The organism is Acaryochloris sp. CCMEE 5410 (genome assembly GCF_000238775.2).
GTDB lineage: Bacteria > Cyanobacteriota > Cyanobacteriia > Thermosynechococcales > Thermosynechococcaceae > Acaryochloris.
Genome location: NZ_AFEJ02000006.1, coordinates 60,196 through 86,585, shown reverse-complemented (window position 1 = coordinate 86,585; position 26,390 = coordinate 60,196). Strand labels below are relative to the sequence as shown.

Genomic DNA, 26,390 nt, shown 5'->3' with positions numbered 1-26,390 from the left:
ATATAGTAAACGCTAACTAGGTTATTTTTTCAGGGGGAATGGATCATGAAGAATTGGCCAATTAGTGTGGGTTCTAGTTTTATCTTGATCACAATACTAACTCTGGGTTGTAGCCGCTCTCCCGAAGAGGCATGTGCAGATACCACAACTGCCTTTGTCATGTCTCAGAGTTTTGTAAAAAAACATCTGAAATCACCTGGTACTGCTGAATTTCCATATACATCAAGTAAAGATGTGAACATTGAATATCAGGGAAACTGTAGGCACAAAGTATGGGCTTATGTAGACGCACAGAATAGTTTTGGTGCAACAATCCGTAATCGTTATTATGTTGAAGTAAAAAATAAAATTGGTACTGATACCTGGGAGTTAAAGGATATTGAGATATCCAAGTAAATAATATCCAGAATATCAAATTCTACTAATAGACCTCTTGCAATATTTAGCCAACGATATCCTGCTGACTCAATTTATGAGTCAATTCTACCTGTATATTTAGGTTCCTAGCATATTGCAGATAGACCAGAGCACTCAGAACACGCGTCCATCCATATATTTATTTCGACCAAATAATTAGTACGAATCTTTCAATATATTGATACTCAATAAATAGTCAATTGGTCAGGTCTTAAACCATAAGCTGTCCTAGGTGGTCAACTTATGTTTAAAACCACAAATCGTGGCAAGAATTCTAGAGTTGAGAGTGAAATGGTCATTTTTTAGTGTAAGTTTTAATGTAATCCAGATAAGAGGGATTATTTGGAGTAGAAATTGTCACAAAAATACCCCTGCTGTCAGGGGCAGGGGTTTGAATCGCAGTTTTGAGGTTTTGGGGGAGTGATTGGCCGTTCTGAAATCTGGATGCTAGGAAGGAGAGGTAGCAGAGGCACTGCTGATACTGAACTTCAATCCCAATGCTTCAATCACTTTAGCGACGGTGACAAACTGGGGGTTCCCCTCTTCAGACAAACTTCGATACAGGCTCTCACGCCCCATCTCAATCTCGTTGGCTAGGGTACTCATCCCTTTTTGGGCTTGTACCACCTGTCGTAACGCAACGAGAAAATTTGGGAATCCGTCGTTAAGGGCTTCTTCCAAATAGAATTGAGCAAACTCAGGATCTTTTAGATCATCTTTAAAGGTCTCTGATATATCTTTCAATTTCATCTTGATAGAGGTTCCATAGTGTCATAGCTTGCTTGATATCCTTGTTTTGGGTTTTCTTTGTCCCTCCCCCAAGAAGGATGACCAATGTTCCTTGTACTTCTGCGAAGTAGATACGAAACCCAGGTCCGTAATGAATGCGAAACTCAAAGAGGCCACTGCCAAGGCTGTGAACATCCCCCATATTTCCGGTTTGTATCCGAATGAGTCGAGCAGCAATAATCGCCTTAGCCTTTTTGTCTGAGAGATTCAAATACCAATCATCAAAAGGGATCTTCCCTTCAGAAGTTTCTAGTTTCTTGAGGATGCGTTCATTGGGTATCACCTCCATATTGTATCTTGTAGGTTACAAGCTGGTCGATGTTTTGGTTAACTGCGAGGTGTGAAATCTATGACCATCCCTGAAGTAAAGCTCACGGTATTGGCAGACCAGGCCGCCACCCCCATCAATGCTGCCAGATCCCGGACTCAACCCCCCAAAAACACCCCAGCAGATCTGCGATGGATGCGTGTAGAAGAGTTCATGAGGTCTCGTGAGATTAGTTTTAACACTCGCAAAGCCTACGAACGGGACTTGAAGCAGTTCATGGACTGGACCGATAAGGGATGGCATGAAATTACAGCCAGGGACTTGGATCGGTACAAAAACCATTTGAAGGTGGAACCCAATCAACGGGGCCAACTCCGAAAGAACGCGACCATTAACCGTAACTTGGCCGCATTGCAGAGCTTCTTTAAATGGCTGACCGTCCGAGACTACATCCCCAAAGACCCGACTTTGCTCCTAGAAAAGCTCAAGGCCGATCCTGTGCTACCCCAGGAGTTTAGCCAGGATGAAGTCGATAATCTCTATCAGGCGATTTGCGATCGCGGCTTCCATACCTTCAGAGATCGGGCCTTGCTGCACCTGATTGATCATGGGCTGAGGGCATCGGAGATTCACAGGCTGAACGTCGGGGACTATGATGGGCAGCGCATCACCATCCGAGTCGCCAAAGCAGACAGTGTGGGCACCGTACCCTTGTTGAAGAAAGCCCGTAAAGCGATTGATCAGTACAAGCAATGGCGAGAGCAGCAGGGGGATGTTCTGGGAAATAATTCACCGTTGTTTGTCTCCCACTCCAATAACAGCAAGGGGCAGCGATTACAGTACTGGGGCATCTACAAAATATTCAAAGCAATCGCTGAGATTGCCGAAGTGGAAAATGCCCATCCACACCGGGGACGGCATACCCTAGCCACTCGGTTGGTGATGAAGGACATGGATTCGGTTCTGGCTCGGCGGATTACCCGACATGCTTCAGAGCAGTCTTTTGTCCGGTACTCGGATCGAGGAATAGAGCTAAAGGCAGAGCAGGAATTCTATGAAGTACATGGGGAAGTACCTGGGGATGGAGTGGCCGAAGGCCAACCGGAGGGTATTCAACTGGAGGCCATTGTTGAAGAACCTTTGAACTGGCCCAAGATTACTTCTGTAGGGATGCCCTTGAATGAGGTATCCAGTGTCTACCAACTGAAAATCACGCTGTTGGGAGTAAGACCTCAAGTCTGGCGGCGAATTCAAGTCCCAGAGAATACGACGCTAGCTCAACTCCATACTGTGTTGCAAGTTGTGATGGGGTGGGAAGATTACCACCTTCACAAGTTCACTATCAGTGAGGACGAGACCATCACGTTAGCAGAGTTGCTTGGAGATGACTTATTCCTATTTGGCTACCTTTACGATTTCGGAGATATGTGGCAACACGAAATCAAGGTTGAGAAAAAGTTAGCAAGTAAGTTAGGGCAAACCTACCCCGTTTGCCTGACCGGGAAACGGGCCTGCCCACCGGAAGACTGTGGTGGAGATTGGGGGTATGTTCATCTACTGGGGATTTTGAAGAACCCCTTACATCCCGAGTACGAGGAGCAGATGGAATGGCTCGGCAGTGATTTTGACCCGAAATTGTTTGATTTAGCGGAAGTGAATCAAACTCTGAGGGAGCTTGAGATTGGGACGGTGGGTTATGGCGATTAGAAGTTGGGGATGGCTGGGATTGTGAGTGCGATCGCACTAGAAGTTTGGCTATCGACTCGGAAACATTTGGAAGAGGATGACCCTCTGATTGTAGCCCTGGATATCGTGCATTGGGGGCAGCGGCTATCAACGACATCTAATTATAAGGTGGTCAGGAAGATGGCCACGGAAGCGGGTATCAGTAAGGTGATGTCACCACACCGGGTTAGGCATTCCTCGATTACGACAGCGCTGGATGCCACGGGCGGGAATGTCCGGGCCGTTCAGCAGCTCTCTCGCCATGCCAAGCCAGAAATAGTTATACGCTATGACGATAATCGGAAGGATCTTCAGGGAGAGGTCACAGGGGTGTTGTCGGGGTTGTTGGGTGAGGATTTGGGTTGATTAGTAGTAAGGACAATTCATGAAAGCTATTCAGAGCATCGCTTAGGGCAAGCAATAGCGTATCAAGATAGTGGCAATTCCCAAATTATGGCTACTGAGAGCTGGCAATTTCTTCAAAATTTGGATAAGAGGGGAGTCATGGATAACGACTTCTGGTTGATGAAAGATCTTAGTATAGTTATTGGATTGTCAGCGATAGCTGGTTAGTCACCCCGACTTAACTTAATGCAAAAGATTCGACCAGACTCCTTGACTGCGGGCTTTTACAATGATGGCCTTGTCCTATTCTTTTATGATGACCAAAGTCAGGAATCGATAAGAGCCATTTCACCATCCATTCTTGAAGGATATGGAAATAGCGATATTAATTCTGAACTTTTTGAAGTCACTAAGAAAGGTCTTCTAGTGGTCTATGGGCTTCAGCAAGACGATGAGATAACTATTGAATTGTCAGTAGGAGAGCCTTTGAGTAATGCAGAGGAAAAAGCATTTGGCACCTGCTTGCCAGTACAGCGAGCCTATCTCAACCTTCCGTCAGGTAAGCTCGCCATCGAAAGTTACAACAACCTCAGACTCTCCCTCGACTTTGATCCTGACGAGGAGCCAGGTGCCTTGTTCACTATTCCTGCTGGAGAATATGTATTGAGTATCTATAGTCTTGATGTGTTGGCCGAAGACAATGAGTACATAGATGACGAATTCGATGAGTCCAGGTGCAACCATCTGTTTGTGCTCACACCTCTCTACCAGGCAAAACCGCTTCTAGAACGAAAACCCCTGATTGACACTTTTTAAGGAGCTTTAGAGAGAGTTGACCGGGATTTTGTCGGAGTTGTTGGGGGAGGAAAACCTCGAATTAAGTGACAGTGAGGGCAATCCATAAAAGGTATATAGAGTATAGCTTTAGAGAAGCAATTAACCTACCAGATCAATTGTGATACCCCAATTTTGACTACTCAGGGCTGATATTTTTAGCTGAGCGACTTCTGTATATAGTCGTAAAAGACAAGAAAGAATACGACGTACTTGCTAAAGTGAAGTGATTCGAAGTGCTTCTGTATCGAGCTGTCGTACAAGAATTGATAGAATTACAACATGGCCCAATTGCAGGGTTGCTGACACCATCTGCAATCAAGCACTTTTAGGGGCCTGAAAAAACGTAAATTCGTTAGATCAGAAACCAAATTTCCACCAAAAGCTAAAGAATATTGAGAAATATTAAGGCTTGAAATCCTTTTTCTGCATGGCTTCTAGCCTTCGTTGCAGCTGGTGTCAGCAACCCTGCAATTAGGCCAGAACCCTAACAATGATTCTAACTCAACCAAATCCTCATTCAGTTGCAACTGCACCAAGGCCCGCCTGACAGTCTGCTGATTTCCACCATTCTTGAGAATCGGCACAAAGGGCAATAAGGTATCCAGGGAACGCTCAAACACAATCTCAGCTTCAACGTCCCAAAGATTTATCACACAGTAATCTTGTCGAGCCTGGAGACCCAGAAAGTTGGACTCAAAGCAATTCCTGACGACGGTTTTGGCAGAAGGGGGCAAAATGTTGACTAAAACGGGATAGACGGGCAAGCCGTAAGTTTCCTCAGCTAAAGCAGCATAGGCTCGCATCCTCAAAGGCATTTTGTCCGTATAGCGCAATTGCAGTTCCGTGAGAATGAGAAATTCGCCATGAATGGGACTTCGCACCTTCATGAGCACATCATTTGCTCGGCTGACCCACTGAAATTCAGACCCCAGGATTTCGAGGGCGACGACATCAGCTTGTTGAGTCACCCATTGTGCCCAAGCGTCAGGAGCAAGCCCCAACAAACGCTTACCGCCAATGTCTGAAACTTTGGGCACTCCCTTAGCCTTGATGAAGAAACTAGCTTGAAATCATACTGAGCAATTGCAGCTATTTTACTAGACGGGTGTTTTTGCATAGATTCTTTTCGGGGGTATGCAAAAACACCCAAGATCTGATACTTCTGTCAGGCAGTCTCACTGAGATTGCTACTGTGATCTTAAATGAGATTGTTGAGGAATTTGTGAGCAACCAAGGGACTCAAAGCCTTGCTACCTCTACCGTTCACCTCTTTTGAATTCGTGCACTGCATACTTCCTCAATTCTTCCAGTCCTAAGAGGAGTGGGGGCCACATCAACAACATGAACCAATATTGGGGAGTGGGAGGAACGGTCGCGAAAATTTCCCTGAGCGGATAGACGTAAAGCAGCAGAAGCAGCACGACCCATTCCGTCGCAATGCCGACGCCAATCCACCGATTGCTGAAAAAGCCGACCCTGGTAATGGAGAAATATTCAGAACGGCAGGCGAAAAGATTACCGACCTGGCAGGCGACGATCACGGCCAGAGTGACAGTGGTGGACTGACGATAGACTTGCAGGGTGGAAGCATCAGCCGTATGGTTCAAAATTGCCGTTGTTACCTGTTGTAACTCAGCTAAGGTATAGCCTTGACTCCACCAGACAGTAAAGAAGCCCAACATCGCAGCGATCGCCTCAATGACACCCAGAAAGCCATAGGCACGGGCTAGTAATGAAGTACTCAGCAGCGATTTGTGCTTGGAGCGAGGGGGCTGATGCATGATGCCGGGTTCTGGTGGATCGGCCCCTAAAGCGAGTGCGGGTACCATATCCGTCCCCAAGTCCACCGCCAGAATTTGCAGCACCGTGAGCGCGGGTGGAATTTTGAAGGCTACCATCGCTAAAAACGGGACGATTTGGGGCACATTCGAGGTCAAGATATAGGTCATGAACTTGCGAATGTTCTGGTACACGGCTCGTCCCTGCTCAATAGCACTGACAATCGTGGCGAAGTTGTCGTCCGTGAGGACCATGTCTGCAGCTTCTCGGGCCACATCTGTACCGCTGAGGCCCATGGCCACGCCAATATTAGCGGCGCGAAGAGCAGGCGCATCGTTGACCCCATCCCCCGTAACGGCTACCACTTGACCCAGATCTTGATACGCCTGCACCAGCCGCAGTTTCTGTTCAGGGGCCACGCGTGCAAAAATCAGACCTGTCTTGCGATGTAGCATTTGCCGTAATTGAGCCGCTGACAGATGCTCTAGTTGTTCACCAGTGATCACCCTGGCTTTGCCCGTAGACAAGCCAATACTACGGGCGATTGCCGCCGCCGTTAGCCCATAATCCCCAGTAATCATCGTTACCGCAATCCCAGCCCGATGACAGCGATCGATGGCGAGATCGACTTCGGGCCGAGGTGGATCCTGCATGGCCACCAACCCCAAGAAGGTGAGGTCTTGTTCTAAGGTTTGTGGGTCTTGCGCTAGAAGTTCATGGTCCCCTTTGCGGACTGCCACCCCCAAGACGCGGAAACCTTGACTGGCGAATTGATCATTGGCAGCGGCGATCGCATCCCGCTCCTGTTTCGATAGGGGGTGGACCTGCCCATTGTTGAGAATGGAGCCACAACAGCGTAGCACCTCTAGGGGGGCTCCTTTGGTGAAGCTGAGGTAAGGCAACTCATTGGGCCACAGTTCAGACAAGCGCCAATCAAGGACCACTGTCATCATCCGCCGCCGAGAGTCAAAGGGTATTTCCCGCAATCGAGGAGAACGGTGCTGTAGCGCCTCTGGCACTAGCTGAGCCTTTAGGGCTGCTACTAACAGTGCCGCTTCGGTGGGGTCGCCAATTTCTTGCCAGGAAGAGACGGGTGTTGCTTGACCCTGAGCTGGACTGGTGAGATGAATCAAGCGGGCATTGGAACATAGCGCCCCTCCGGCCAACAGCAGATTCACATGGGCTTGGGCAGGGCCAGCACAGCGAACTTCACCGATGGGTTCATACCCAGTCCCAGACACCTCAACCTCAGTGGATGGAATCCACAAGACGCGCACCGTCATCTCGTTTTTGGTCAGGGTGCCAGTCTTATCGGTACAAATAATGGTGGTGGCACTCAAGGTCTCCACCGCCGAGAGGCGACGCACCAGAGCGTTCTGTTGAGCCATCCGCTGCACGCTGATCGCCAAAGCCAGCGTCACGGTTGGCAACAGACCCTCAGGTACATTAGCGACAATAATACCAATGGCAAAGATGAAACTTTCACCCACTGCCATGTGGACCAGAAAATAGCTGAGCAGAAAAACGGTGAGGCCCATCCCTAAGGCAATGCTGGTAATCACCCGCACAATCCGGGCGATTTGGATCTCTAAGGTGCTCGATTCCCGTTTGACGGTGGTGGTCAGATGGGCCACATGGCCAAATTCGGTGCGAGTACCAGTGGCATAGACCACGGCGAGTCCACGACCAGCAGCAACGGTGGAGCCTGTCAGCACCAGGTTAGTCATTTCAGCAGGTTGGACTTTACCCGTCGTGGGGATATGCCCCTCAGCTGGAACGGATGTCGCTTCTCTCGCTACGGGAAGGGATTCGCCTGTGAGAACTGAAACATCGAGATAAAGGCTTTGAGCTGAGATTAGGCGGGCATCAGCGGAAATGCGATCGCCTTCTTCAATCTGCATGGCATCACCCGGCACCAGCTCACGGGCTGGTATCACCCGCAAATTGCCATCTCGGAAGACCTTTACCTGAGCAGGCAACACTCCTTTCAGTGCTGCCAGTGCTCGTTCTGCTTGGAACTCCTGAGAAAAGCTGAAAATGGCGTTAATCCAGATCACGGCCCAGATTGCCCAGCCGAGTTCAGGCGTGCCGGACACAAAGGCCAAAATTCCAGCTACCCAAAGCAACAACGCCATGAAATGGGTGAGCTGATCGGTGAACCGCAACCACAGGGGACGATGGGCTGGTTCAGGCAGTTCGTTGGCACCGTAGTGCTTAAGGCGGTGTAGTGCCTCTTGAGAAGATAAACCCTGGATTGTGGTTTGCAGCGTCTCAACAACAGCTTCTGACGACAGCGACCAGATCGGGGGCGCACTCATCTGTTATTTACGCGATACATAGCACTTTGGCTCCTAAGGTAGGTCACTGAAAATAAGAGAATCAACACCAAACCAAAATGGTTCAGTAACAAACTGAAAGCTCCACACTCCACCTGTAGTTCGACGATGGCATTCTTCTAGTCCAGACAAGAAAAGATTGAACCATGGGCTAACGCTATGGGCAACATAGGGTCAAAAGTTGAGGAATTTATGAGGGACAGTCGTCTTTCTGAGACAGTTTTACCACCGCAGTTGTATTCTCTAAATACGCAGATTGCAAGGATTGCCATCAGATGCTATTGTCATTTCTCTGAAACCTATTCCTGTGTAGGAAGGCTTAGGCAACCATACCCCTAATCCAAAAAGGTTGTTATTTCGAATGAGCCATGCTCGATACTGCAAAATCTGGCATGGTTCAATTGCAGGTAACACTATTGGATCCATGTCATAGCGTAGAACTAATACTAGACAAGAGTTTTAGGCTTTTGTCTAGTACAAAAAGTGTTCCCCTGACTTCCTGAAAATTGAACAATGTCCACATTTGCCCCCTGAGCAGTGGTGGGTCATGTTGCTAATTTGTTGATCCGCTATAATCTTGTGAGCTGGAAAGAAATCGTAAGTGAAAAACACCTAATTAGGATCCCAGCTCTTTTCTATGTGAAGTCTATTGCTTGACACCAGAGCTATCTGAAGAAGTACTTGTCAGTAGCAGGCGGATTCACGAAATATGCTTAAAGCGATACAGGCGATCGGAGTAACTTCGCATTACTTCAATGGCAAACATAGGAGTATTCTCAATGGCGAATAGAAAGCGGTTCTGGTCCAGGGAGGCAAGCTTGCAGTCAGTCTTCGCAATTGCGGTGGACTGCCGCTGATGATCAACATGTACTAGAGCGCCTTCACCAAACACATCGCCTCTAATAATGGTTTCTACTACCTTGCCATCCACCAATAGCTCGACTTCTCCTTCCAGAATGCCGTACATCACATTACCAGTTTCTCCCTCAGTGAAGATCACCTCACCAGCAGCAAAGCTCTGAGCATCAGGCTGTTTTTGTAAAATGGCGATAGTTTCAGCAGGCTTCAACATAGCATCCTCACCTTATAGAGCGGTCAGTTCAATCGTGATAGCTCTGACCAACTTAAGGGCAATTATCTAAGAATTGAGTTATGTGCAGGTTAAATATTAGCTGTATCAGTTGGGTCTGCTTCCTCCAGAATAAAAGTTTTCATAGACGCATGGCAGTCCATTACAGCTTTGATCACTTCAGACATTAGAGAACTGTACCAAGAGCATGAAGCAATTCTTGCAGCGTATAAGGCTTGGGTAAAAAGGCATCAACACTGGAAGCAGCGGGTTGTTCAGCAATCAGTCCGCTAGTGGCAATGATCTTGAGGTGCGGATTGATGTCCTTCAAGGCTGAGATCGCCCCTTGTCCGTCTAGCTCTGGCATCATCATATCCATGAGGACGAGGTCGGGATGATAGAGTTTATATTGGGTGATCGCTTCTATCCCATTCCTAGCCGTAATCACTCGGTAGTTGAAGAGTTCCAATGTGCTCTTGGCCATCTGTTGAATCAGCGCTTCGTCATCGACCACCAAAATTAACTCCCGCTGCCCCTTTCGAAGTTCAGGAGATTCAGGTGTCTCTGTCTCAGGGCCAAGTTCAGTAGGGATAAACACCGTAAAGGTTGTTCCTCGACTCACTTCGCTGTAAAGGCTCAAAAATCCGCCATGAACTTTGATAATGCCCTTCACCGTTGATAGTCCTAATCCGGTGCCCTGGCCGATCTCTTTGGTCGTAAAAAAGGGATCAAAAATGCGCTCTTGTAACCTGGGTGGTATGCCCATGCCCGTATCAGCAACGGTGATCGCGACATACTCCCCAGTGTTTGCATCAACATGTATCTTCGCAAAGTGTTCATCCACCGTTATTGCTTTGGCCGATAGACTTAGAATGCCACCGTTAGGCATGGCATCACGGGCATTCACGCAGAGGTTCATCAATACCTGATGGAGTTGAGTAGCATCGGCTAACACCATTGGCAGGGACTCGTTGGGAATATTGGCCTGCAGTTCAATGCATTTTGGGAACGTGCTTTTGATGATCTGTTGAATCTCGGCCAATAGGTGACCGACCTGGAGCGACATGAATTTCCCCTCGGCCCCCCGTGCGAAGGCTAGAATTTGTTTGACTAATTCGCTGCCGCGTTGAGCGCTATCGTTGAGCATCTGCACCAAGCGACGGCTCTTGTTGTCTGCTGGGTCTAAAGTGATGGGTAGGAGACCCGCTGAACCCATGATAGGGGTGAAAATATTGTTGAGATCGTGGGCGATGCCACTGGCAAGGGTGCCTAAATTCTCTAGCCGCTGGGCACGCAGGAACTGGGCTTCAAGCTGCTTTTGTTTAGTAATGTCTGTATCAACAGTGAGGATAAATTTAGGTTGACCTGCTGCATTACGGGCCAACGACCAGCGACTATCAACGACGATTACTTGTTTCGATTGGGTCACTTTTTCTAGCTCCCCTTGCCATTCGCCCTGTTCGAGAACAGTTTGCATGGCGGTATCAAGCTCAGGGGAATGCTCTTGATTGAGGAAGGTGATTGCATTTTGGCCGCAGGCTTCTGCTGCTGACCATCCATAGATGCGCTGTGCCCCTTTATTCCAATACACAATGCGATGATCTAAATCCCGCACGAAAATTGCATCGGTGGCAATATCTAGCAATGCAGCCTGCTCCCTGATTTTACGTTCGGCCAGCTGGCGCTGTTGTAGCTCATCTTGGAGATGTTGATTAGCGAGCAGTAGGTTCTGCCGCTGGGTTTGTAGCATATTGACCATGTGGCTGAGCGATCGCGAGAGCTGGGCCAACTCATCTCGCCCCCCAATGGTCGGTAAGGTCTCATCAGGGCTACCTTGCTGAATGTGATTAGCAGCAGCGGTAAGTTTAAGCGTTATAAACGAGATGCGACGTGCAATCAACCAACTGAGCAATGCAAACAGCATTCCGATACCCAATCCCCAACCCAAAACCTTTGCCTGTAGTGCCCGAACTGGGGCAAAGGCTTGGGCCACCGATCGACGGGCCAGCACAATCCAGCCCAGTCCGGGATAGTCGAGATAGCCCTTAGTACTGGCAAAGCCAGTCACAAACTCCCCCTGGCTGGACCAAGACTCAATGAAATATCCTGTCCGATTCGTGTTGGAGTTTTTTAGCAGAGTGATCGGTAATGTTTCACCCTGAACACCTGCTGGTCCCAGCAACACATATCCGTCCTGGCTGACAATCAGGATTTCAGCACGATTGTGTTTAGTCTCTGGGTTGATGAGCTGACGGGTGATCTCCTTGGCCCATTCCCAGCTTAGATGGGCAGCGAGAACGCCCTGAAGTTGACCCTGCTTGTCCAACAGAGGAGTTGACAAGTCCACAAACCGGAGTGGTTCATTAGTGGGATTTGAGAGCAGCTTTTCCAGCAAAAATGCCTCATGCACATCGCCCACAAAAGGTTGCTTCCGTCCCACCTGAAACCACGCACGTTGGGCAACACTTTCTCCCTCCAGCAGTCCTCCAGTGCTGACTCTTACTATACCTGCAGGGTCCGCCACCCCCAGCCAAGCGTAATTAGGGTAGGACTTTTGAAGCTGTTCTAACAGCTTCCGCTCAGCGGCTACTGAGGCACTCGGCTGACGCAACACATCAAGGCTGGCAAGGATTTGCAAATCCCGATAGCGCCCGAACATGCCGCGATCAAGCTTATCGGCCACTTGAAAGGCCAGCTCCTCTAAAGATTGATTGGCCGACGCTTCTAGTTGTTCCGTGCTGATGTGGCCCACTACTAGACTTAACACCGTCGAGAGCAGTAGAACCATCCCAAAAGTGACCAACAGTAAGCGGGCTTTGAGACTTCGACGAGGGTCCATTGACCGTAGTGCTCGCTTGATCCAATGTTGGAGTGAGTCCAGCCACATAGGTAAAAACTTCTCAGAACTCCTGAGCTGCCTTGAAATGCATCTTCACCAGACCTTACTGCCAAAATTCTACCAGGCTTTTCTTCTGAGAATGGAAGTTTGAGATACGAATGAGAGTAAGTGGAGGGGGTGTCTCAATTCCTGCAACAATCAACTTACAGGAGAGCGATCAAAACCGGGGGGATTACGCAGCCACAGGCATTTCCTCCACTGGTCCTGCTCGGGGGTACCAATCTGCAATTGTCTCCTTCCACTCATCATTGAAAACCTTCGTTCTCACTTGAAGCAGTAAATGAGCCCCCTTGGGTGTCCAGCGCGTCTGTTGCTTGTTCTCCATCCGCTTAGCAATGATCTGATTGATAGCAGATTCTACAAATCCGGTTGAAATCTTTTCACCAAAACGATAACGCTCTCCATAAGTTTGGATAAAGTCTTGGTTGTTTTAGATGTTTAACCTAAATTCCTTGATCGCTGTGGCCATCTTGCTCAGTTTGAGTAATAGATTTCCAGATTTTTGACATCAACTAGTTTCGGGCTTTATTCCATGGGTGAATTTACTTAAACCCTCTCCCAACAAGGGTATGGAAACAGCCGTAGACGAACACCAGATTTTCGGTGAGGTCGATTGTAGCCTTCTCTAATTAGCTGTTGATGGAGACTATTCCATTTGCCTAAGCCATTTAGGGATTTGTTCTGAAAATTGATGATGATAATTGTGTGCTTCATTAGCGCTCATCCCTTCATGTTGGGCATCTTCAAGGAGCTTACTCATAGACCGCATCGAGTCATCAACATCCGTCCATGAATCAGGTGAATCTTTTAATAAGGCATTTAACTGAGATCGAATGCGATCAGTAGCAGTGGAACCGTTGACGGGTGAAGTCGATGGAATCGAAGATGCAGACTGTAGTCGCGGAACAGGCAATTCACAAGCAACAGGCGGTGCATGGGTGCTAATCAGATATTGCTCTAGTCGAGAGGGCAAACTGGGTGGCTTTTCTAGAAGCTGGCTTTGTGGCGGAATGTAGGTATGGGTCTTTTCATCATAGGAAAGGACTTCACCCGTCTCGATATGGTAAATCCAGCCGTAAATTTGCAGTTTGCCCTGCAGCATCCGTGATCGCACAATCGGATAGGTCTTCAAATTATCAATCTGCACCAAGACATTTTCGGCGACTAGAATTTCAACCCGCTCTTCCCCTTGAGATTCTGGGTAGTTTTCCTCGACCACTCGTCGGGTCGTTTCAGCATGTTGCAACCAGTCATAGACTAAGGGCATATCTGCTTGCAACTTATTCAACTTCATCAGACCTGTCATTGCACCGCAGTGGGAATGACCGCAGATGACAACTTGCTCAATCTCCAGAGCCGCAATGGCATATTCAATCGTGCCGCCCTCGCCACCATTTGCTGCCCCATAAGGGGGCACAATATTCCCAGCATTACACCTCATGCCGACATAAGCACAATTTTTACCGCAGAAACGATGAAAGGCTTTCTACAAAAGGCTTACAGGACTTCAAGCTTCTAAAGCCTGAAAATCAAGTGTCATCCATAGTTTTTGAAGATTAAATATCTAGTATCTACTGGGTGTATAAACAACTTCATGACTAAATAAGCTGTATAAAAGTATAGTTAATATACTACTCAAGAAACTGTATATTGCTATTCAATAGGCTAATTACAAATTATATACAAAGTTTATCTTAATTTGCTTATTCATCATTTTCTTGTGACTAGCCTTGAGACATATTAAAACTAATGTCAGTAAGTCGTTGTTTAAAATACTCTCTTATTTTGGTAGTTAAAGAATAACTGCAAAGTGCCTTGAATAGGTGCTTAGAGAGAGAGATATGCTCAAGATTAGTGTAAAATTTTAACTTACAAATCTCAATTTTATATCATATATACTTAATAAAGTAACATTACTGAATGTAATAATCTATATATTTCATCCTTGTTTAAATAACTGTTTTCACTTCTTTCATGCCAGATTTAGCAAGAATAAAAGTTTAGATATTTTGCTATTTTTTATAAAAATTTGAAGTAGGTTCTAGAGTATAGGTAGTACTCTGGATTAATAAACTATGAATAAAAATTCTTGGTGAGGATAAATACTCAGCGCCATGGATTTTTTTGATAAATCTTGGTTGAATTAAAGGCTGAAAAGCTTACTGACAAAGGCTTTTAGCTTTAATGAACTCAAGATCGGATGAATGAAAGACTTTTATCCTCTATTTTGAGTTGCCAAAAAAACTGCTGGATATAGCTTTCAGCGATTCTGTGGTAAAAATTGTGCTTATGTCGGCATGGGGTGACCTACTCAACCCAAGATCACATCACGTTTGAGCAGGGAGACACCCAATTTGACCTGTGGCGGTTGGGGGATGAGGATTACCAACAGTTGCGTCGGCATAGTCTACCTAGCAAAGAAGATGCCGGATTACTATTTCAACTTGCTTTAAGTGAATAGCACAATCCCAAACACCGCAAGTTGCCTGACTGAATATTCAAGGTTGTTTGCAAATCCGGTAGGCGTAACTGTTAGATGGCGAAATCGAAACTTAAACTGCCCTGGATCTATGTATTGATTGCTATCGGTCGATTTTTTCAGCAAGATTAGAAACCATCAGCAAAGGCTGGAACATTTGCCGATATTGACTTGGGGTCATTCCAGTTAATCGTTTGAAGAGACGTCTAAAAAAAGATACATCTTCGTAACCCACCTCGTAACAAATACTTTCTACAGATTTGTCATTAGTCTCTAGCTGGTGCTTTGCCTCCTCAATTCTGAGGTTTTGCAAGTACTCGATTAATGTAGAACCCGTAGCAGTCTTGAAACGACGTTTTAAGGTGCGTTCTGGAATTTTGGCCTGTTCTACTGTTTTTTGAATCGCATCCCTTGCACGGAAAAACTTTTGTAGTGATCGTTCGCACACTTTTACGACAGCATCAGCATGGATATTATTTCGCACGAGTGACTCATATGGTAGCTGCCCCTCACTATGCCACTTCAACAAATAAACCTTTGCAATCCGCAACGCTTCCCCCGGACTACAATGCCGGGAAATGATGTGAATGACCAAGTCATGCCATGATGTTGTTCCCCCAGCCGTAACAATCTGTCCAGAGACATCGGCAAGTATGAGATTGGGGGCTGGTTTAAATCGAATGTTTGGAAAGTTTTTGCGGAATAAATCTTGATAACCCCAGTGGGAGGTGGCATCGCAGCCATCCAGCAAGCCTGTTGATGCCAGCATGATAGCTCCTGAGCAGGCTGAGTAAATAAAAGCTCCATTTGCATGTTGCTGACAAATCCAATCCATCAAGTCTGGATAACGACCTTTCATATCCTCATCAGGGCCAAGCCAGATTTCTGGAAGGATGACTATCTCAGGGATATAGCTATCTTTCACAGAAAAATCCGGCCTCACTGGGATGCCATTTCCACACGCGAAGGGGGCATCCGTTACAGCTACAATCCGAACGCTGAACAGCCTAGTTTTTTCTTCAGAACGAACGAGCGTTTGCCAAAGGTTTCCTGCAGCCAATAGCACATCGACCATACCGTAGAGGGCTGAACCAGCAGTTTCAGGGACAGCCACGATCGCAACTTCAATGAGAGGTCTCTGGGGCAGTGTCATGAAATACACCTCTACACTGGCACAAATGAACCTTTTTTGTCCTAAATGCATCTTACTATTCCCTAGATGCCAGCCCTATGATTGAGGCAAGAAAAGGTTAAGGGCTAAGTTCTCAACCCCTATGGCCTCAAAAAATATTAACAATTCAGTGGAGATAATCTATGTCTGAGCAATTGATTAATCAAACCATGAATGGATTCAATTTAGACGCTCTAGTGGAAACGGTTGATGCAATCAAGCAAACACCGACCTTAGCTCAGTTTGAGTTTCGTGCCACTAACCAATGGATTAATGGAGGCGAAAATCGGTCGAGAATCAAGGAGTTTTACGGTGCAGGTCAAGAGGATGAATCTCGCTTAGAAGCTTTTGAGCTGACCAATGGTGAACCTCCTGTACTACTGGGCGCTAATGAAGGAGCGAATCCAGTCGAGTACTTACTACACGCTTTGGCGGGGTGTGTCACGACTACAACGGTAGTTCATGCCGCTACTAGGGGTATTCGAATTAAAAGTATTTCGACCAAACTTATTGGTCAGATTGACTTACAGGGTTTTCTGGGACTCAATAATTCTGTACCCGTCGGTTATGAAAATATTCAGATTGAGATGGATATCAAGGCTGACTGTAGCGATGAAGAGTTGAATCAACTCTTGTCCTTTGCTAAGGAACATTCTCCAGTATGTAACACTATTTGCCGACCAGTACCTGTGACCTTAAGACGAGTTAGCTAAATGATAGTTCTTGCCTACATTCAAAACGAGGGTTCTGGAGGGAATAACGACGATAATCCTATTAACCGACCATCGCTGCCCAACTATCCGGTTGTACCTGATGGAAATAAGAGTTCTGATTCAATCTGAAAGAGTTCGACTACAAGTGAACCGGGACGTTAGGCGTCTTTCTTTTACTGAAGTTGTATCCTTAGAGAGATTTTCAAGTGGTTAACGGAATAGATGTCTTTGGGTTAGCCTTGCTTGATTACTTTGAAGGTAATAAAAACGCATGTCTAACTGTACATGCTCAGGGAACAGCGAGCTACGAGATTCCGGTGGCAGTATTTTTTCGACCAGCAGACCAACTGGCTATTGATCAGCTAGCACTCTCTCATTGTACGGGAAGAGTATTAGATATCGGTGCTGGCACAGGTATACATTCTCTGTATCTTCAAAATCAAGGTCTAGAAATAACCGCGTTGGATGTATCAGCTCATGCTTGTCAAATACTGTCAAAGAGCGGGATAAGTAATGTTGTCGAAGGTGATGTCTTTGATGTTATTTTTCCTTATCGATATAATACTTGGCTATTACTGGGACGAAGTATTGGCGCAGTTGGAAACCTTGATCAACTTACCAATTTTTTCTGTATGGCAAAGCAATGGCTAGTAGACGAAGGCAACATACTACTTAATTCAACTAACGGTGAGAATCGTGCCCCAAAAGTACGCACGTTGGTTTTTGAATACCGAGGTCAAAGCGGAATGCCGCTAGAATGGCTAGATATTGATCAAGAAAGTTTAACTGAGTTGGCCTTTGAATCTGACTTTCAGACGAAAATTCTGCACGTTGAAGATGATGGTAATTATTTGGCACAAGTAACAAAAAATAATTCTGTTTAAATTACAGTCAACTGGATTCAGTTCTTTCTCTATGTATAAACCTCCCATGCTGTATAGAAACCCATCAACACAAGCTGAAATGCCTCCATTCTTTTTGGAGAGTGATCAAAACCGAGGGAAGTCATGTAGGGTGAGATTTTCAGTTTACTAAATGCCTGAATCAATCAAGAAATCATCTAACCAGCGAGTTTCAGACACCACGCAGGGTTTTGGATTCCATCCTGCAGACTGCATTGATGCCAGATGTGTGTTGTTCTACATTCGGTACGGCAAGGTTTCCCCCGGTTTTGATCACTACCCTATTCAGATTTTCCGTTAATTTCTCAGTCAGTTTTACGAGTGAAGCTTAGGCATAAGCGGGTCTGATACATCCTGTCGGAGGAAAGGAGATCGCAGCAGCCAGAAAAATTGATGGACCCGGCGATCGCGGATATCCTCTAGCCCTAGTTCCATTGTTGCCTGCGGCTCCCGAGATCGGGGTCGGAAGGTGCCGAAGATGATGTCCCAGATGGGGAAAACAGCACTGAAATTACTATCGGTTTCTGGCTGCCAGCTAGAGTGATGAATCCGATGCAGATTGGGGGTAACGATGATGGCTCTCAGCCCTCGGTCAATAAAACGAGGGATGGTGATATTGGCGTGGGAAAATGCTGTCACTACAGCGTCCAGCACTTCATAGACCAACAACAGCCAGGGAGATAGCCCAAAGGTGATCACTAGAAGCATTCCAGGCAGAAGCGTGGCTACAAATTCTAAGGGATGAAACCGCAGAGTTGAGGTGACATCTAGCTCAGTATCTAAATGATGAACTCGATGGAGTCGCCACAACCAGGGGATTTTGTGCATCAACCAATGGGTGAAAAAAGAGATAAACCCCCGCAGAAGCAGATTACTGATAATGAACACTGCAATCGGTAAGGTCAGTTGATTTAATAGTCCAATCCGCTGTGACTCAGCCCAAGTTGCTAGTCCAAACAAGCTGATGGGCAACAGACTGAGAACTGCAATGTTGATCACGCTCAGCAGGAGGTTGGCAGGCCATCGGCTTCGCCGTTTGGGAGAGGTTCGACGCTGTGGCATGTAAACCTCAGCCAGCAAGAATAAGCTGTAGAAACTAAAGAACACTCCGACCTGGAGATTGGCACCCTGATCGATAATCCACTGTTCCAGCATGGGCAAACCCTCCTTCCCCTCTTGTGCATTTATATCGGGGGAGTATCCTTAATTTCACAGTAGGGGGAAGCCAGCGATATGCTGTTATCTTTTTGCGTCAGGTGTGTTGACAAATGCTGCCAACCGTCAACTCATTGCAAGCTTTCTCTCATTTCTGCAGGTGTTTTACCCGTCCAGCGCTGAAAGGCTCGATGGAAAGAACTCACGTCAGCAAAGCCCAGTAGAAAAGCAATCTCAGCGATGCTGGTGTGAGGGTGCGTCAATAACACCAATGCTTGTTCTTGGCGCACTTGATCTAGAATGGCTTGAAAGCTGGTACCTTCACGCTTCAAGGCTCGATGGAGTGAGCGAACACTGATGCAAAGGGCATCAGCAATGCTCTGGGCGCTAGGAACCCCACCGTTTAGCTCCACTTGAAGTTGGGTGCGGACGCGATCGCTCACAGTACTGAGCCGAGGGGACTGTTTTGCCGCCATCTCTGCATAGCGATCAAGGACATTGACCAGTCCCAAATCAGCACCAGGGTTAACCGTATCTAATGTGCTGTTGGAGATGTGCATCGCTGTCTGCCCAGTCCTGAAGTGTACAGGGGCGTTAAAGAATGATTGATAGGGCTGAATGTTTTCCGGTGCTGGATGAGCAAAGCAAACTATTCGCGGACACCAAGCATCCCCCGTCACCAGTTGCCCAAACCGTAACCAGAGCGTCACCAGAAATTCGGCTGAGTGGCGAGGTAGCGAAACACCTCCTGGTAGAGTATGTCTAAGAACCCCTTCATCTTTATGCTCTTCTAGGGTTAAATCAGTGGCTTCATGGATGAGCTGTTGGTAGCGACAGGCCCGCCGATAGGCTTCTCGCAAGTTAGGACTAGATAGTAAGGCGTAGGCGTGAACCTCAAACGACTCAATGGGGGCAGCCGTGGCCAGATGCATCCCTAGAAAGTTGTCCTGCGTTGTTTGGATAGCCTCTCGCCAGAAGGTCATCATTTGATGGTGGGGGATTCGTCCTTCTGGATGGGTCAACACCTCTGGGGAAATGTGGACTTGACGGAGCAGTGAATCGGCATCGTAATCTAAAGCTTGCAGCGCTGCGACCACAGGCTGAAGCGCACGAATGGTGAGATGGGGTTCCCAGGCGATCACGGGCAATTCGTTGATTCAGTACTTGAAAGTTTCCTTCCTATGCCACGGTAGCAGTGGAGAGATAAATGGTGAAAAAGCTGTCTTGACTGGGTGGACTTTGGACCGTGATCTTGCCTGTATGAACTAACTCAGAAATTCCTGAAACATACCTTAGATAAGGTATCTATTCCCTTAGCCACACTGTATGCTGGTGCTCTTAGTTATTACTGTGCTTTTGAAATGCGTAATAGTTCATGCCACGAATAGTCGTTTCACTGATGAGCTTTAATCTGTTGTCATGAGCTATGCCTTTTAGGAATTGAGGGGCAATACGAAGTTTGTTGTAAGCACTTGTCGATAATGCCCATCCCTCTGATTCTCTTGTATGGAGGAGATCATGAACATGAATAATCGTTGAATTATACTCAAGGAAGCAGGTGTGGATGCGTGATTCATCAGATCTCACCGGAATAAAGCGTGAAGTACCAGTGAGTTCAGTTTGTGTGTAATCCCGGAATGAAAGGCAGAAGGAGCCACCCGAGGACAGCGATGTCGATACAGATGAGATGAGATGCTCAACATCTTCCATCAAATCTAAGTGAGTAATGGTGTCCACCCATACAGACAATTGCATCGACCTCGGAGTGAATATGCTCCGGGAATGATAGCAAGTTGGCTTGTACTAATGTGATGGGTAGTTCACTTATATTTGTGATGGGTAGTTCACTTATATTGTCCCTTAGGGTTTCGAGCAGCAAGGCGCAAGTATCTATCCCCGTGACAGTAAATCCACGCTTGGCAAGCGGAATGGTCTGTAGTCCATGACCACAACCAAGATCCAATGCTTTCCTCGTCGAGACAGGTTGCAGTTCAATTGTGTCGAAATAATCAGCCATCGATTGAGATGCACTGGCAAAATCTCCAACCATCCAAGCATAAAACTTGCCAAGATGCTTATCGTAATGCTCAATGGCGTTTGAAGACATTTTCGATGCACACTATTAAAACTACAGTTGAAGGTTACTATGTCACTTCTGCAGGAGATACCTTAATCCTGTAGAACATTATCGAATAGCTGCTAGTTAGGTAGCGAACGCAGATTGATTGGGTTGATTCCATTTACCCTTGGTTAATTTGTAAAGTACGTGTTCTTTGAGTGGACTGGGGTATGACAACGATTCCTCGGATAGAGGGCCATAAGGCTGAAATCTATATCTGATAGCTACTTTAGGCGACGATTAAATTTAATTCTGGGAGATGGAAGTCCATTTTGGTACTGATGCCCCATTCTTAAACTCTCTTGCCAACTGACCAACATAGTTTTAACCACCGACTACACCAACATTGGCTCAGCCTCTTGTTCCTTTAGAGCAATCGGAATATCAAAATTGATCGGTGGTGGATTGCGCTGTTGATCTAAGAAGAACAGCCCGAACCGATTGAGATGGTCCATCCAATAAGGACTCAGTAATGCCAATACCTCTGCATCATACGTGCGGCCATTTTGGGCTTCCTCATTGAGAATGCGGCTCATCTCTGAAACGTTATAGAAAATCAGACAGTTGGCCACCAGGTGATTATATTTGATTCGCTTGCGGAGTTCAGCCCGGTTATTGCTAGAGAGGACTTGGTTCTCACCACCAAAGGCCAGCCACTTAATAAAGCGATTAAATGCCTCGCACTTGTTGGTTTCAGCATGGATCGTTTCCTGCATTTGAGGATCGTTGATGTACTGCAGTAAAAAGATGGTTCTCAAGACACCTCCAAGCTCGTGAAAGGCTTGAAATAGCTTATTCTTACGGCTATTGGTTCCCAACTTTCTCAACAGGGTAGAGGCTTGAACCTTCCCGTCCTTAATGGACAACGCCACCCGCAACATATCCGGCAAGTGCGTCTCAATCAGATCCCAGTCCGTCACTTCGGTGAACAAGCTGTCCAAATGCTTGTAGCGGGTGCCCCGAGACGGTCGATAAAACGCCAAGCTCTGCCAACCTCGAATGCGGGGCATCAGCGTAATGCCCAATAAAAATGCCAAGGCAAACACCGTACAGCTTTGGGATTGAGTATCACCATGAATCGTGTCCGGTTGGATCTCGGAAGTATTCTTGAGCAATCCATCGAGGATGTAAACGGCTTCCCAAACACCACAGGGAATAAAGTGACTGAACAGAGCAATGTAGGTATCGGAGATGTGGTAGTAGCCAATGCCGCCATACCCGCCATAGCGGATGTGATATTCCGCCAATAGATTCTGCTCATACATATCCCACTTGGTACCATCCACAGAAGCCTGTTTGCCGGACCCCCAAACCTTGGGAAGCGAAAAGCGATTGTAGGAATCGATAATCCCAGTAATGGCCTGTTGTATTTTCTCTTCACTGATATGGCGATGATGAATCCACCAGATTTGGCGACGGTCAGTTCCAGGGAGTGACCGTGCCAGCTGGTTGGGGCCAATGTTGAAGTTATGTGGAATTAAGATAAGGACTAAGCCTGTCTGAGATACATGTATGTCTGATATTTCTTGGCATCGTTATCCACTTATTACTCATTCAGCTTTGGCAAAAAAATGGTTACAGATTCAGTCCAATCTCGGGCTTGCATCAAACACTGTGGAAGCTTATGGGCGAGCTCTTGAAGACTTTTATTCATTTTGTCGCCAGATCGCCATTGAACCAAAGTTGGCAAAGCGTGAGCATATTGCTGCGTATATTCGGGACCTGATGACTCGTCCCCAATCGCGCAGCTCTAGAGCAGGTATTTTGGATTCAAGTAGTGGTTTATCCAATGCCACAATTCAGCAGCGTTTGACAGCAGTTCGACTTTTCTACGATTTTCTGATGGAAGAAGGGCTTAGGGAGCAAAATCCTGTTGGGCGCGGGCGTTATACCCCTGGGAAAGGGTTTGGAGGTCAACGTGGCCATGGGTTGGTCCCAAGACTTCAAAAGATGCCTTGGATCCCAAATGATGCAGAATGGAAACGAATTCTTGAAGCTAGCCGAACAGAATCTCTGCGCAATCGGTTAATGCTGGCTTTGTCTTATGATGCAGCTTTGCGCCGTGAAGAACTCTGTAATCTTCAAACTGGTGACATAGATCCGTCCAATCGCTTACTTCATCTTCGTGCTGAAAATACAAAGAGTCGTCAGGGTAGAGTCGTTCCTTATTCGGTGTTAACGGACAATCTGTACCGGGCTTATTTAGAGCACCGACGGAACTTGAGCCGAAGTCGTGGCCCACTGTTCCTTTCAGAATCGCGGCGTAATTTTGGTCAACCCATATCAATCTGGACTTGGTCAAAAGTGATTCGAGGTATTTCTACACGCTCTGAGTTAGACCAGTTCTCAACCCATACACCACGACACTTATGTTTAACAGATCTTGCCCGTGCAAATTGGGATATCCATGAAATTGCGACCTTTGCTGGTCATCGCAGTATCCAAACGACTTTACTCTATATCCATTTAAGTGGACGGGAATTAGCTCTCAAACTAGAGCAGGGAATGGCTGCAATCCATAGTTGGCGAATCAAACAGCTTTCTGAGGTGCTCTTATGAAAGCAGATCAAAAGTTGTCCAAATTAGACAAAAACTGTTGGAGTTGGCCTGTTGATCCTCAATGCTATGACCAAACCCATCAACTCAGTCTAATTGAAAGTTCGGTCTTAGAAAGCTACCTGTCCGAGAGTAATACTTCAAGGCAGGCAGTCTCAATACACAATAATAGTGATCTGATTCGACTTCGCCAGCCTATTCATGCCGCCCTTGATGTAACCGGAGCTGAGAGTAGATCCAGGCGGCCAGTTGTACGCTTCCTTTTGAGAGCAATGTATCAGCGTCATGCAACATTCTGGGCTTGGCGTAGCACCGACTGGATCACTCTATTACATAACGATAGCGAGGCATTGCGCTCCCCATACATCCTGCCTGGTGATTGTCGCCAGCACCTGATTGCCATTGCTTATCTGCTTTGTAAATTTGTAGCGATAGATGAACTAGGGCCATTGAGTCGTGCATCCCTTGCCAACAAGGTTTTTCGTTGTGATTTGCTTGAATGTGCATTGCAAAAAGTGTTGACTATCCTCATCCAGTGGGGATATTCAGAGAGCCGGATGAGCAGATCCATGACTAAGGCAATTTACGAAGTCCTTCTGCTCAACCGCAGCCCTTATCTAGAAGATCTAACATACGAAGTCCTTCAGGAAATTTACTCAAGAAAGATACTCAAAGAATTCCAAGATAATGTTTGGCTATTATCTAGAGCTTTAGCAAGTTTGGGACTCATTGAAAAATCTCTAGTTATTCCCAGCAACAAGCCAACCCGGTATGGCGACGAGAGCGCAACATTTGGAATCCCTGAAGTTTGGGTTTCTTGGTGCCAGCGATGGCATGATACATCAACCCTTGCGCCGAGAACGCGAGAAACCATTCACTATAACTTGCTCAAAGCTGGACAGTGGATTGCTTGGGAAAAACCTGAAGCAGCTAATCCTGAAAGTTGGACTCGCGAGACGGCTGCATTATACGTTGCAGCTGTAGATCGTATGACTGTGGGTCAATGGAAAAATAGTCGCAATCTAGTTGCCAATCGAGTCGGTAAACCACTAACTCCCCGTACCAAAGATCACCATCTTTCTTCCATACGCACATTCTTCCGCGATTGTTATAACTGGGGCTGGTTCCCACGGCGGTTTGATCCTTTACGTAGTCTTGCAACACCACGCTCAATACGAGCGCTCATTGGCCCAAATCCACGGGTTATAGCGGATGATATCTGGGCAAAATTGCTATGGGCAGGGCTCAACCTAACGTTAGATGACCTACCCAAAGCAGGATACAAACCTGGAAGAACCCACCCTGAGGAACGCACTCCCTGGTATCCCGTGGAGATGGTTCAAGCCTTATCCATCATTTGGTTATTTTCAGGTCTGCGTTCAGATGAAATCTGGAGACTCAGACTAGGATGCGTTCGCTGGCATAGGGAAGATGTGAGCGATGATTCACCTCAAACCAGTGCCCATCAGAATGCAGTCTGTTTTCTTGATATTCCAATCAACAAAACAGGACGTGCTTTCACTAAGCCAGTAGATCGCGTGATTGGAGATGCCATTGAAGCTTGGGAGCTAGTTCGTCCAAAACAGCCGAGTGCTTGTGATCCAAAAACAGGTGAGATCGTCCAATTTCTCTTTACTTATCGAGGACGTCGCGTTGGTCGTGATTACCTCAATCGGACCATCATTCCCATGTTATGCCGTAAAGCAGGTGTCCCTGAACGGGATGCTCGTGGTCCATTAACAAGCCACCGAGCACGTTCTACTATTGCTTCCCAGCTTTTTAATGCAAAGGAAGCAATGTCTTTATTTGAGCTACAAGAATGGCTAGGTCACCGTTCTGCAGTGTCTACACAACACTATGTAAAAATCACACCAACGAAGCTAGCTAAAGCTTATGCAGATGCAGATTACTTTAAACGCAATGTGCGAGCAATTGAGGTTCTTTTAGATCAGGATGCAATAAAAAGTGGCTCAGTCATGAATGGAGAACCCTGGAAATTCTACGACTTAGGTCATGGATATTGTTCATATGATTTTTTTGATCAGTGCCCGCATCGTATGGCTTGTGCTAAATGTAGCTTCTATATCCCTAAGGAATCGAGTAAATCTCAGCTTCTAGAGTCGAAAATCAATCTTCAAAAAATGCTTCAAGTCATTTCTCTCAGCGAAGATGAACAGGCTGCTGTAGAAGAAGGCATTAATGCCATCGAGAACTTGAGAGCCAAATTAGCTGATGTGCCAACACCAGAAGGGCCAACGCCACGACATTTGGAAAAATCTATCAATTCACAAAACCTTGAAACGATTTCACAAATTGAAATTCAGCCACTGTTGACCCATGCTCAAGCGTAATACGACCGGATTAAAGAAAAATGCTCTGAAGAAAAGAGAGAATGCTATTCAAAGAGCAGAAGAAGGAATCCAGAAACTACTGCAGACAGGAAGTCCCATTAACTTTGGGAAGGTTGCGGAAGTTGCAGGTGTCTCAAGGGCGTGGCTTTATAATCAGCCTGAAATTCGAACCCAAATAGAACAGCATCGAGAGATACAAACTAAAAAATCCCATCGTTCCAAGAAGCAGAAAACCCCTACTTCAAAGCATGAGGACAATACAAAGGCGTCAAGAGAGGATCTGCTGACTTTAGAGGCAGAAAATTTACGCCTCCGAAATCAAATCGAGAAATTGGGTGATTCTGACTTATTGGATGTCATTGAGTTACAGCAAAATGAAATAGAGCAGCTTACTAAGCAGAATTCCCGTCTAATGAGACTTCTGACTGAGGCTAGAACAGAAATTGAAGGTCTTAAGGAAACAAGATAACAACGATTCAG

General features: G+C 46.5%; 20 protein-coding genes and 3 pseudogenes. 10 read left to right on the top strand and 13 right to left on the bottom strand.

All coding sequences use genetic code 11. The features are described 5' to 3' along the window. Positions 1–45 precede the first annotated feature (45 nt). Positions 46–396, top strand: a complete 351-nt coding sequence (locus ON05_RS35190) for a hypothetical protein (protein WP_010474252.1) — start codon at positions 46–48, stop codon at positions 394–396. Positions 397–864: 468 nt separating this feature from the next. Here the strand turns inward: ON05_RS35190 and ON05_RS35185 are convergent, their stop codons facing one another. Beyond that, positions 865–1,167, bottom strand: coding sequence for an addiction module antidote protein (locus ON05_RS35185; RefSeq protein ID WP_010474254.1), 303 nt, complete (start codon positions 1,165–1,167; stop codon positions 865–867). After that, complete coding sequence (locus ON05_RS35180; RefSeq protein WP_010474256.1) at positions 1,136–1,495, bottom strand: type II toxin-antitoxin system RelE/ParE family toxin; 360 nt, start codon at positions 1,493–1,495, stop codon at positions 1,136–1,138. Before ON05_RS35180 ends, ON05_RS35185 begins: the two co-directional genes overlap by 32 nt. Positions 1,496–1,555: 60 nt before the next feature. On the opposite strand from ON05_RS35180, the gene ON05_RS35175 reads away from it, so the two are divergent. From ON05_RS35175 to ON05_RS35165, 3 genes are all read left to right on the top strand, one after another. After that, entirely contained in the window at positions 1,556–3,181 is a 1,626-nt protein-coding gene (locus ON05_RS35175) for an IS1096 element passenger TnpR family protein (RefSeq protein ID WP_010474258.1), read from the top strand. Between the two features lie 9 nt (positions 3,182–3,190). Further along, entirely contained in the window at positions 3,191–3,565 is a 375-nt protein-coding gene (locus ON05_RS35170) for a tyrosine-type recombinase/integrase (RefSeq protein WP_010474259.1), read from the top strand. 225 nt (positions 3,566–3,790) lie between these two features. Continuing rightward, positions 3,791–4,360 carry a hypothetical protein gene (locus ON05_RS35165; protein WP_010474260.1) on the top strand — a complete coding sequence of 190 codons (570 nt, stop codon included), beginning with the start codon at positions 3,791–3,793 and terminating at the stop codon, positions 4,358–4,360. A gap of 497 nt (positions 4,361–4,857) precedes the next feature. Here ON05_RS35165 and ON05_RS35160 read toward each other — a convergent pair. The 6 genes and pseudogenes from ON05_RS35160 to ON05_RS35135 form a co-directional block, all read right to left on the bottom strand. Beyond that, positions 4,858–5,418, bottom strand: a pseudogene (locus ON05_RS35160) (hypothetical protein); the annotation flags it as partial. 219 nt (positions 5,419–5,637) lie between these two features. Continuing rightward, the gene (locus ON05_RS35155) at positions 5,638–8,478 is read right to left on the bottom strand and encodes a cation-transporting P-type ATPase (protein WP_010474262.1); all 2,841 of its coding nucleotides are present in this window, start codon (positions 8,476–8,478) and stop codon (positions 5,638–5,640) included. Between the two features lie 718 nt (positions 8,479–9,196). Next, positions 9,197–9,568, bottom strand: a complete 372-nt coding sequence (locus tag ON05_RS35150) for a cyclic nucleotide-binding domain-containing protein (protein WP_010474263.1) — start codon at positions 9,566–9,568, stop codon at positions 9,197–9,199. Positions 9,569–9,752: 184 nt separating this feature from the next. Beyond that, positions 9,753–12,404 carry an ATP-binding protein gene (locus ON05_RS35145; protein WP_175307222.1) on the bottom strand — a complete coding sequence of 884 codons (2,652 nt, stop codon included), beginning with the start codon at positions 12,402–12,404 and terminating at the stop codon, positions 9,753–9,755. 232 nt (positions 12,405–12,636) lie between these two features. Continuing rightward, positions 12,637–12,894, bottom strand: a pseudogene (locus tag ON05_RS35140) (ISKra4 family transposase); the annotation flags it as partial. Between the two features lie 216 nt (positions 12,895–13,110). Next, positions 13,111–13,896: pseudogene (locus ON05_RS35135) on the bottom strand (carbonic anhydrase); the annotation flags it as partial. Between the two features lie 870 nt (positions 13,897–14,766). Here ON05_RS35135 and ON05_RS35130 point away from each other — a divergent pair. Beyond that, positions 14,767–14,925 carry a hypothetical protein gene (locus ON05_RS35130; protein WP_175307223.1) on the top strand — a complete coding sequence of 53 codons (159 nt, stop codon included), beginning with the start codon at positions 14,767–14,769 and terminating at the stop codon, positions 14,923–14,925. A gap of 121 nt (positions 14,926–15,046) precedes the next feature. On the opposite strand, the gene ON05_RS35125 is transcribed toward ON05_RS35130, so the two are convergent. Further along, positions 15,047–16,096: a GlxA family transcriptional regulator gene (locus ON05_RS35125; RefSeq protein ID WP_010474270.1), complete on the bottom strand. Its 1,050-nt coding sequence runs from the start codon at positions 16,094–16,096 to the stop codon at positions 15,047–15,049. 161 nt (positions 16,097–16,257) lie between these two features. Here ON05_RS35125 and ON05_RS35120 point away from each other — a divergent pair, with 161 nt between their 5' ends. Beyond that, entirely contained in the window at positions 16,258–16,827 is a 570-nt protein-coding gene (locus ON05_RS35120; protein WP_010474272.1) for an OsmC family protein, read from the top strand. Positions 16,828–17,033: 206 nt separating this feature from the next. Next, positions 17,034–17,711 carry a bifunctional 2-polyprenyl-6-hydroxyphenol methylase/3-demethylubiquinol 3-O-methyltransferase UbiG gene (locus tag ON05_RS35115; RefSeq protein ID WP_010474274.1) on the top strand — a complete coding sequence of 226 codons (678 nt, stop codon included), beginning with the start codon at positions 17,034–17,036 and terminating at the stop codon, positions 17,709–17,711. Positions 17,712–18,044: 333 nt separating this feature from the next. Here ON05_RS35115 and ON05_RS35110 read toward each other — a convergent pair whose 3' ends face one another. The 4 genes from ON05_RS35110 to ON05_RS35095 form a co-directional block, all read right to left on the bottom strand. After that, the gene (locus ON05_RS35110; protein WP_010474276.1) at positions 18,045–18,884 is read right to left on the bottom strand and encodes a sterol desaturase family protein; all 840 of its coding nucleotides are present in this window, start codon (positions 18,882–18,884) and stop codon (positions 18,045–18,047) included. Between the two features lie 131 nt (positions 18,885–19,015). Then, complete coding sequence (locus ON05_RS35105) at positions 19,016–20,026, bottom strand: AraC family transcriptional regulator (RefSeq protein WP_029315236.1); 1,011 nt, start codon at positions 20,024–20,026, stop codon at positions 19,016–19,018. A 554-nt stretch (positions 20,027–20,580) separates the two neighbouring features. Beyond that, entirely contained in the window at positions 20,581–20,991 is a 411-nt protein-coding gene (locus ON05_RS35100; protein WP_010474280.1) for a class I SAM-dependent methyltransferase, read from the bottom strand. Positions 20,992–21,338: 347 nt separating this feature from the next. Beyond that, positions 21,339–22,526 (bottom strand): transposase, encoded by a 1,188-nt coding sequence (locus ON05_RS35095; protein WP_262562711.1) that lies wholly within the window; start codon positions 22,524–22,526, stop codon positions 21,339–21,341. On the opposite strand from ON05_RS35095, the gene ON05_RS35090 reads away from it, so the two are divergent. From ON05_RS35090 to ON05_RS35080, 3 genes are all read left to right on the top strand, one after another. Next, on the top strand, positions 22,516–23,562 hold the full coding sequence (locus ON05_RS35090) for a tyrosine-type recombinase/integrase (RefSeq protein WP_010474284.1): 1,047 nt from the start codon (positions 22,516–22,518) through the stop codon (positions 23,560–23,562). The genes ON05_RS35095 and ON05_RS35090 overlap by 11 nt on opposite strands. Positions 23,563–23,831: 269 nt before the next feature. Next, positions 23,832–25,910: a tyrosine-type recombinase/integrase gene (locus ON05_RS35085; RefSeq protein WP_236618976.1), complete on the top strand. Its 2,079-nt coding sequence runs from the start codon at positions 23,832–23,834 to the stop codon at positions 25,908–25,910. Beyond that, positions 25,897–26,379 (top strand): DUF6262 family protein, encoded by a 483-nt coding sequence (locus ON05_RS35080; protein WP_010474289.1) that lies wholly within the window; start codon positions 25,897–25,899, stop codon positions 26,377–26,379. Before ON05_RS35085 ends, ON05_RS35080 begins: the two co-directional genes overlap by 14 nt. The last annotated feature ends 11 nt before the right edge of the window (positions 26,380–26,390 follow it).

Coding starts and splice junctions, on each gene's coding strand:
- ON05_RS35150 (WP_010474263.1), bottom strand. CDS start 9,568: ATGTTGAAGCCTGCTGAAACTATCGCCATTTTACAAAAACAGCCTGAT.
- ON05_RS35170 (WP_010474259.1), top strand. CDS start 3,191: ATGGCTGGGATTGTGAGTGCGATCGCACTAGAAGTTTGGCTATCGACT.
- ON05_RS35175 (WP_010474258.1), top strand. CDS start 1,556: ATGACCATCCCTGAAGTAAAGCTCACGGTATTGGCAGACCAGGCCGCC.
- ON05_RS35085 (WP_236618976.1), top strand. CDS start 23,832: ATGTATCAGCGTCATGCAACATTCTGGGCTTGGCGTAGCACCGACTGG.
- ON05_RS35090 (WP_010474284.1), top strand. CDS start 22,516: ATGTCTGATATTTCTTGGCATCGTTATCCACTTATTACTCATTCAGCT.
- ON05_RS35120 (WP_010474272.1), top strand. CDS start 16,258: ATGTCTGAGCAATTGATTAATCAAACCATGAATGGATTCAATTTAGAC.
- ON05_RS35155 (WP_010474262.1), bottom strand. CDS start 8,478: ATGAGTGCGCCCCCGATCTGGTCGCTGTCGTCAGAAGCTGTTGTTGAG.
- ON05_RS35185 (WP_010474254.1), bottom strand. CDS start 1,167: ATGAAATTGAAAGATATATCAGAGACCTTTAAAGATGATCTAAAAGAT.
- ON05_RS35165 (WP_010474260.1), top strand. CDS start 3,791: ATGCAAAAGATTCGACCAGACTCCTTGACTGCGGGCTTTTACAATGAT.
- ON05_RS35110 (WP_010474276.1), bottom strand. CDS start 18,884: ATGCTGGAACAGTGGATTATCGATCAGGGTGCCAATCTCCAGGTCGGA.
- ON05_RS35125 (WP_010474270.1), bottom strand. CDS start 16,096: ATGACACTGCCCCAGAGACCTCTCATTGAAGTTGCGATCGTGGCTGTC.
- ON05_RS35100 (WP_010474280.1), bottom strand. CDS start 20,991: ATGTCTTCAAACGCCATTGAGCATTACGATAAGCATCTTGGCAAGTTT.
- ON05_RS35190 (WP_010474252.1), top strand. CDS start 46: ATGAAGAATTGGCCAATTAGTGTGGGTTCTAGTTTTATCTTGATCACA.
- ON05_RS35145 (WP_175307222.1), bottom strand. CDS start 12,404: ATGGACCCTCGTCGAAGTCTCAAAGCCCGCTTACTGTTGGTCACTTTT.
- ON05_RS35180 (WP_010474256.1), bottom strand. CDS start 1,495: ATGGAGGTGATACCCAATGAACGCATCCTCAAGAAACTAGAAACTTCT.
- ON05_RS35080 (WP_010474289.1), top strand. CDS start 25,897: ATGCTCAAGCGTAATACGACCGGATTAAAGAAAAATGCTCTGAAGAAA.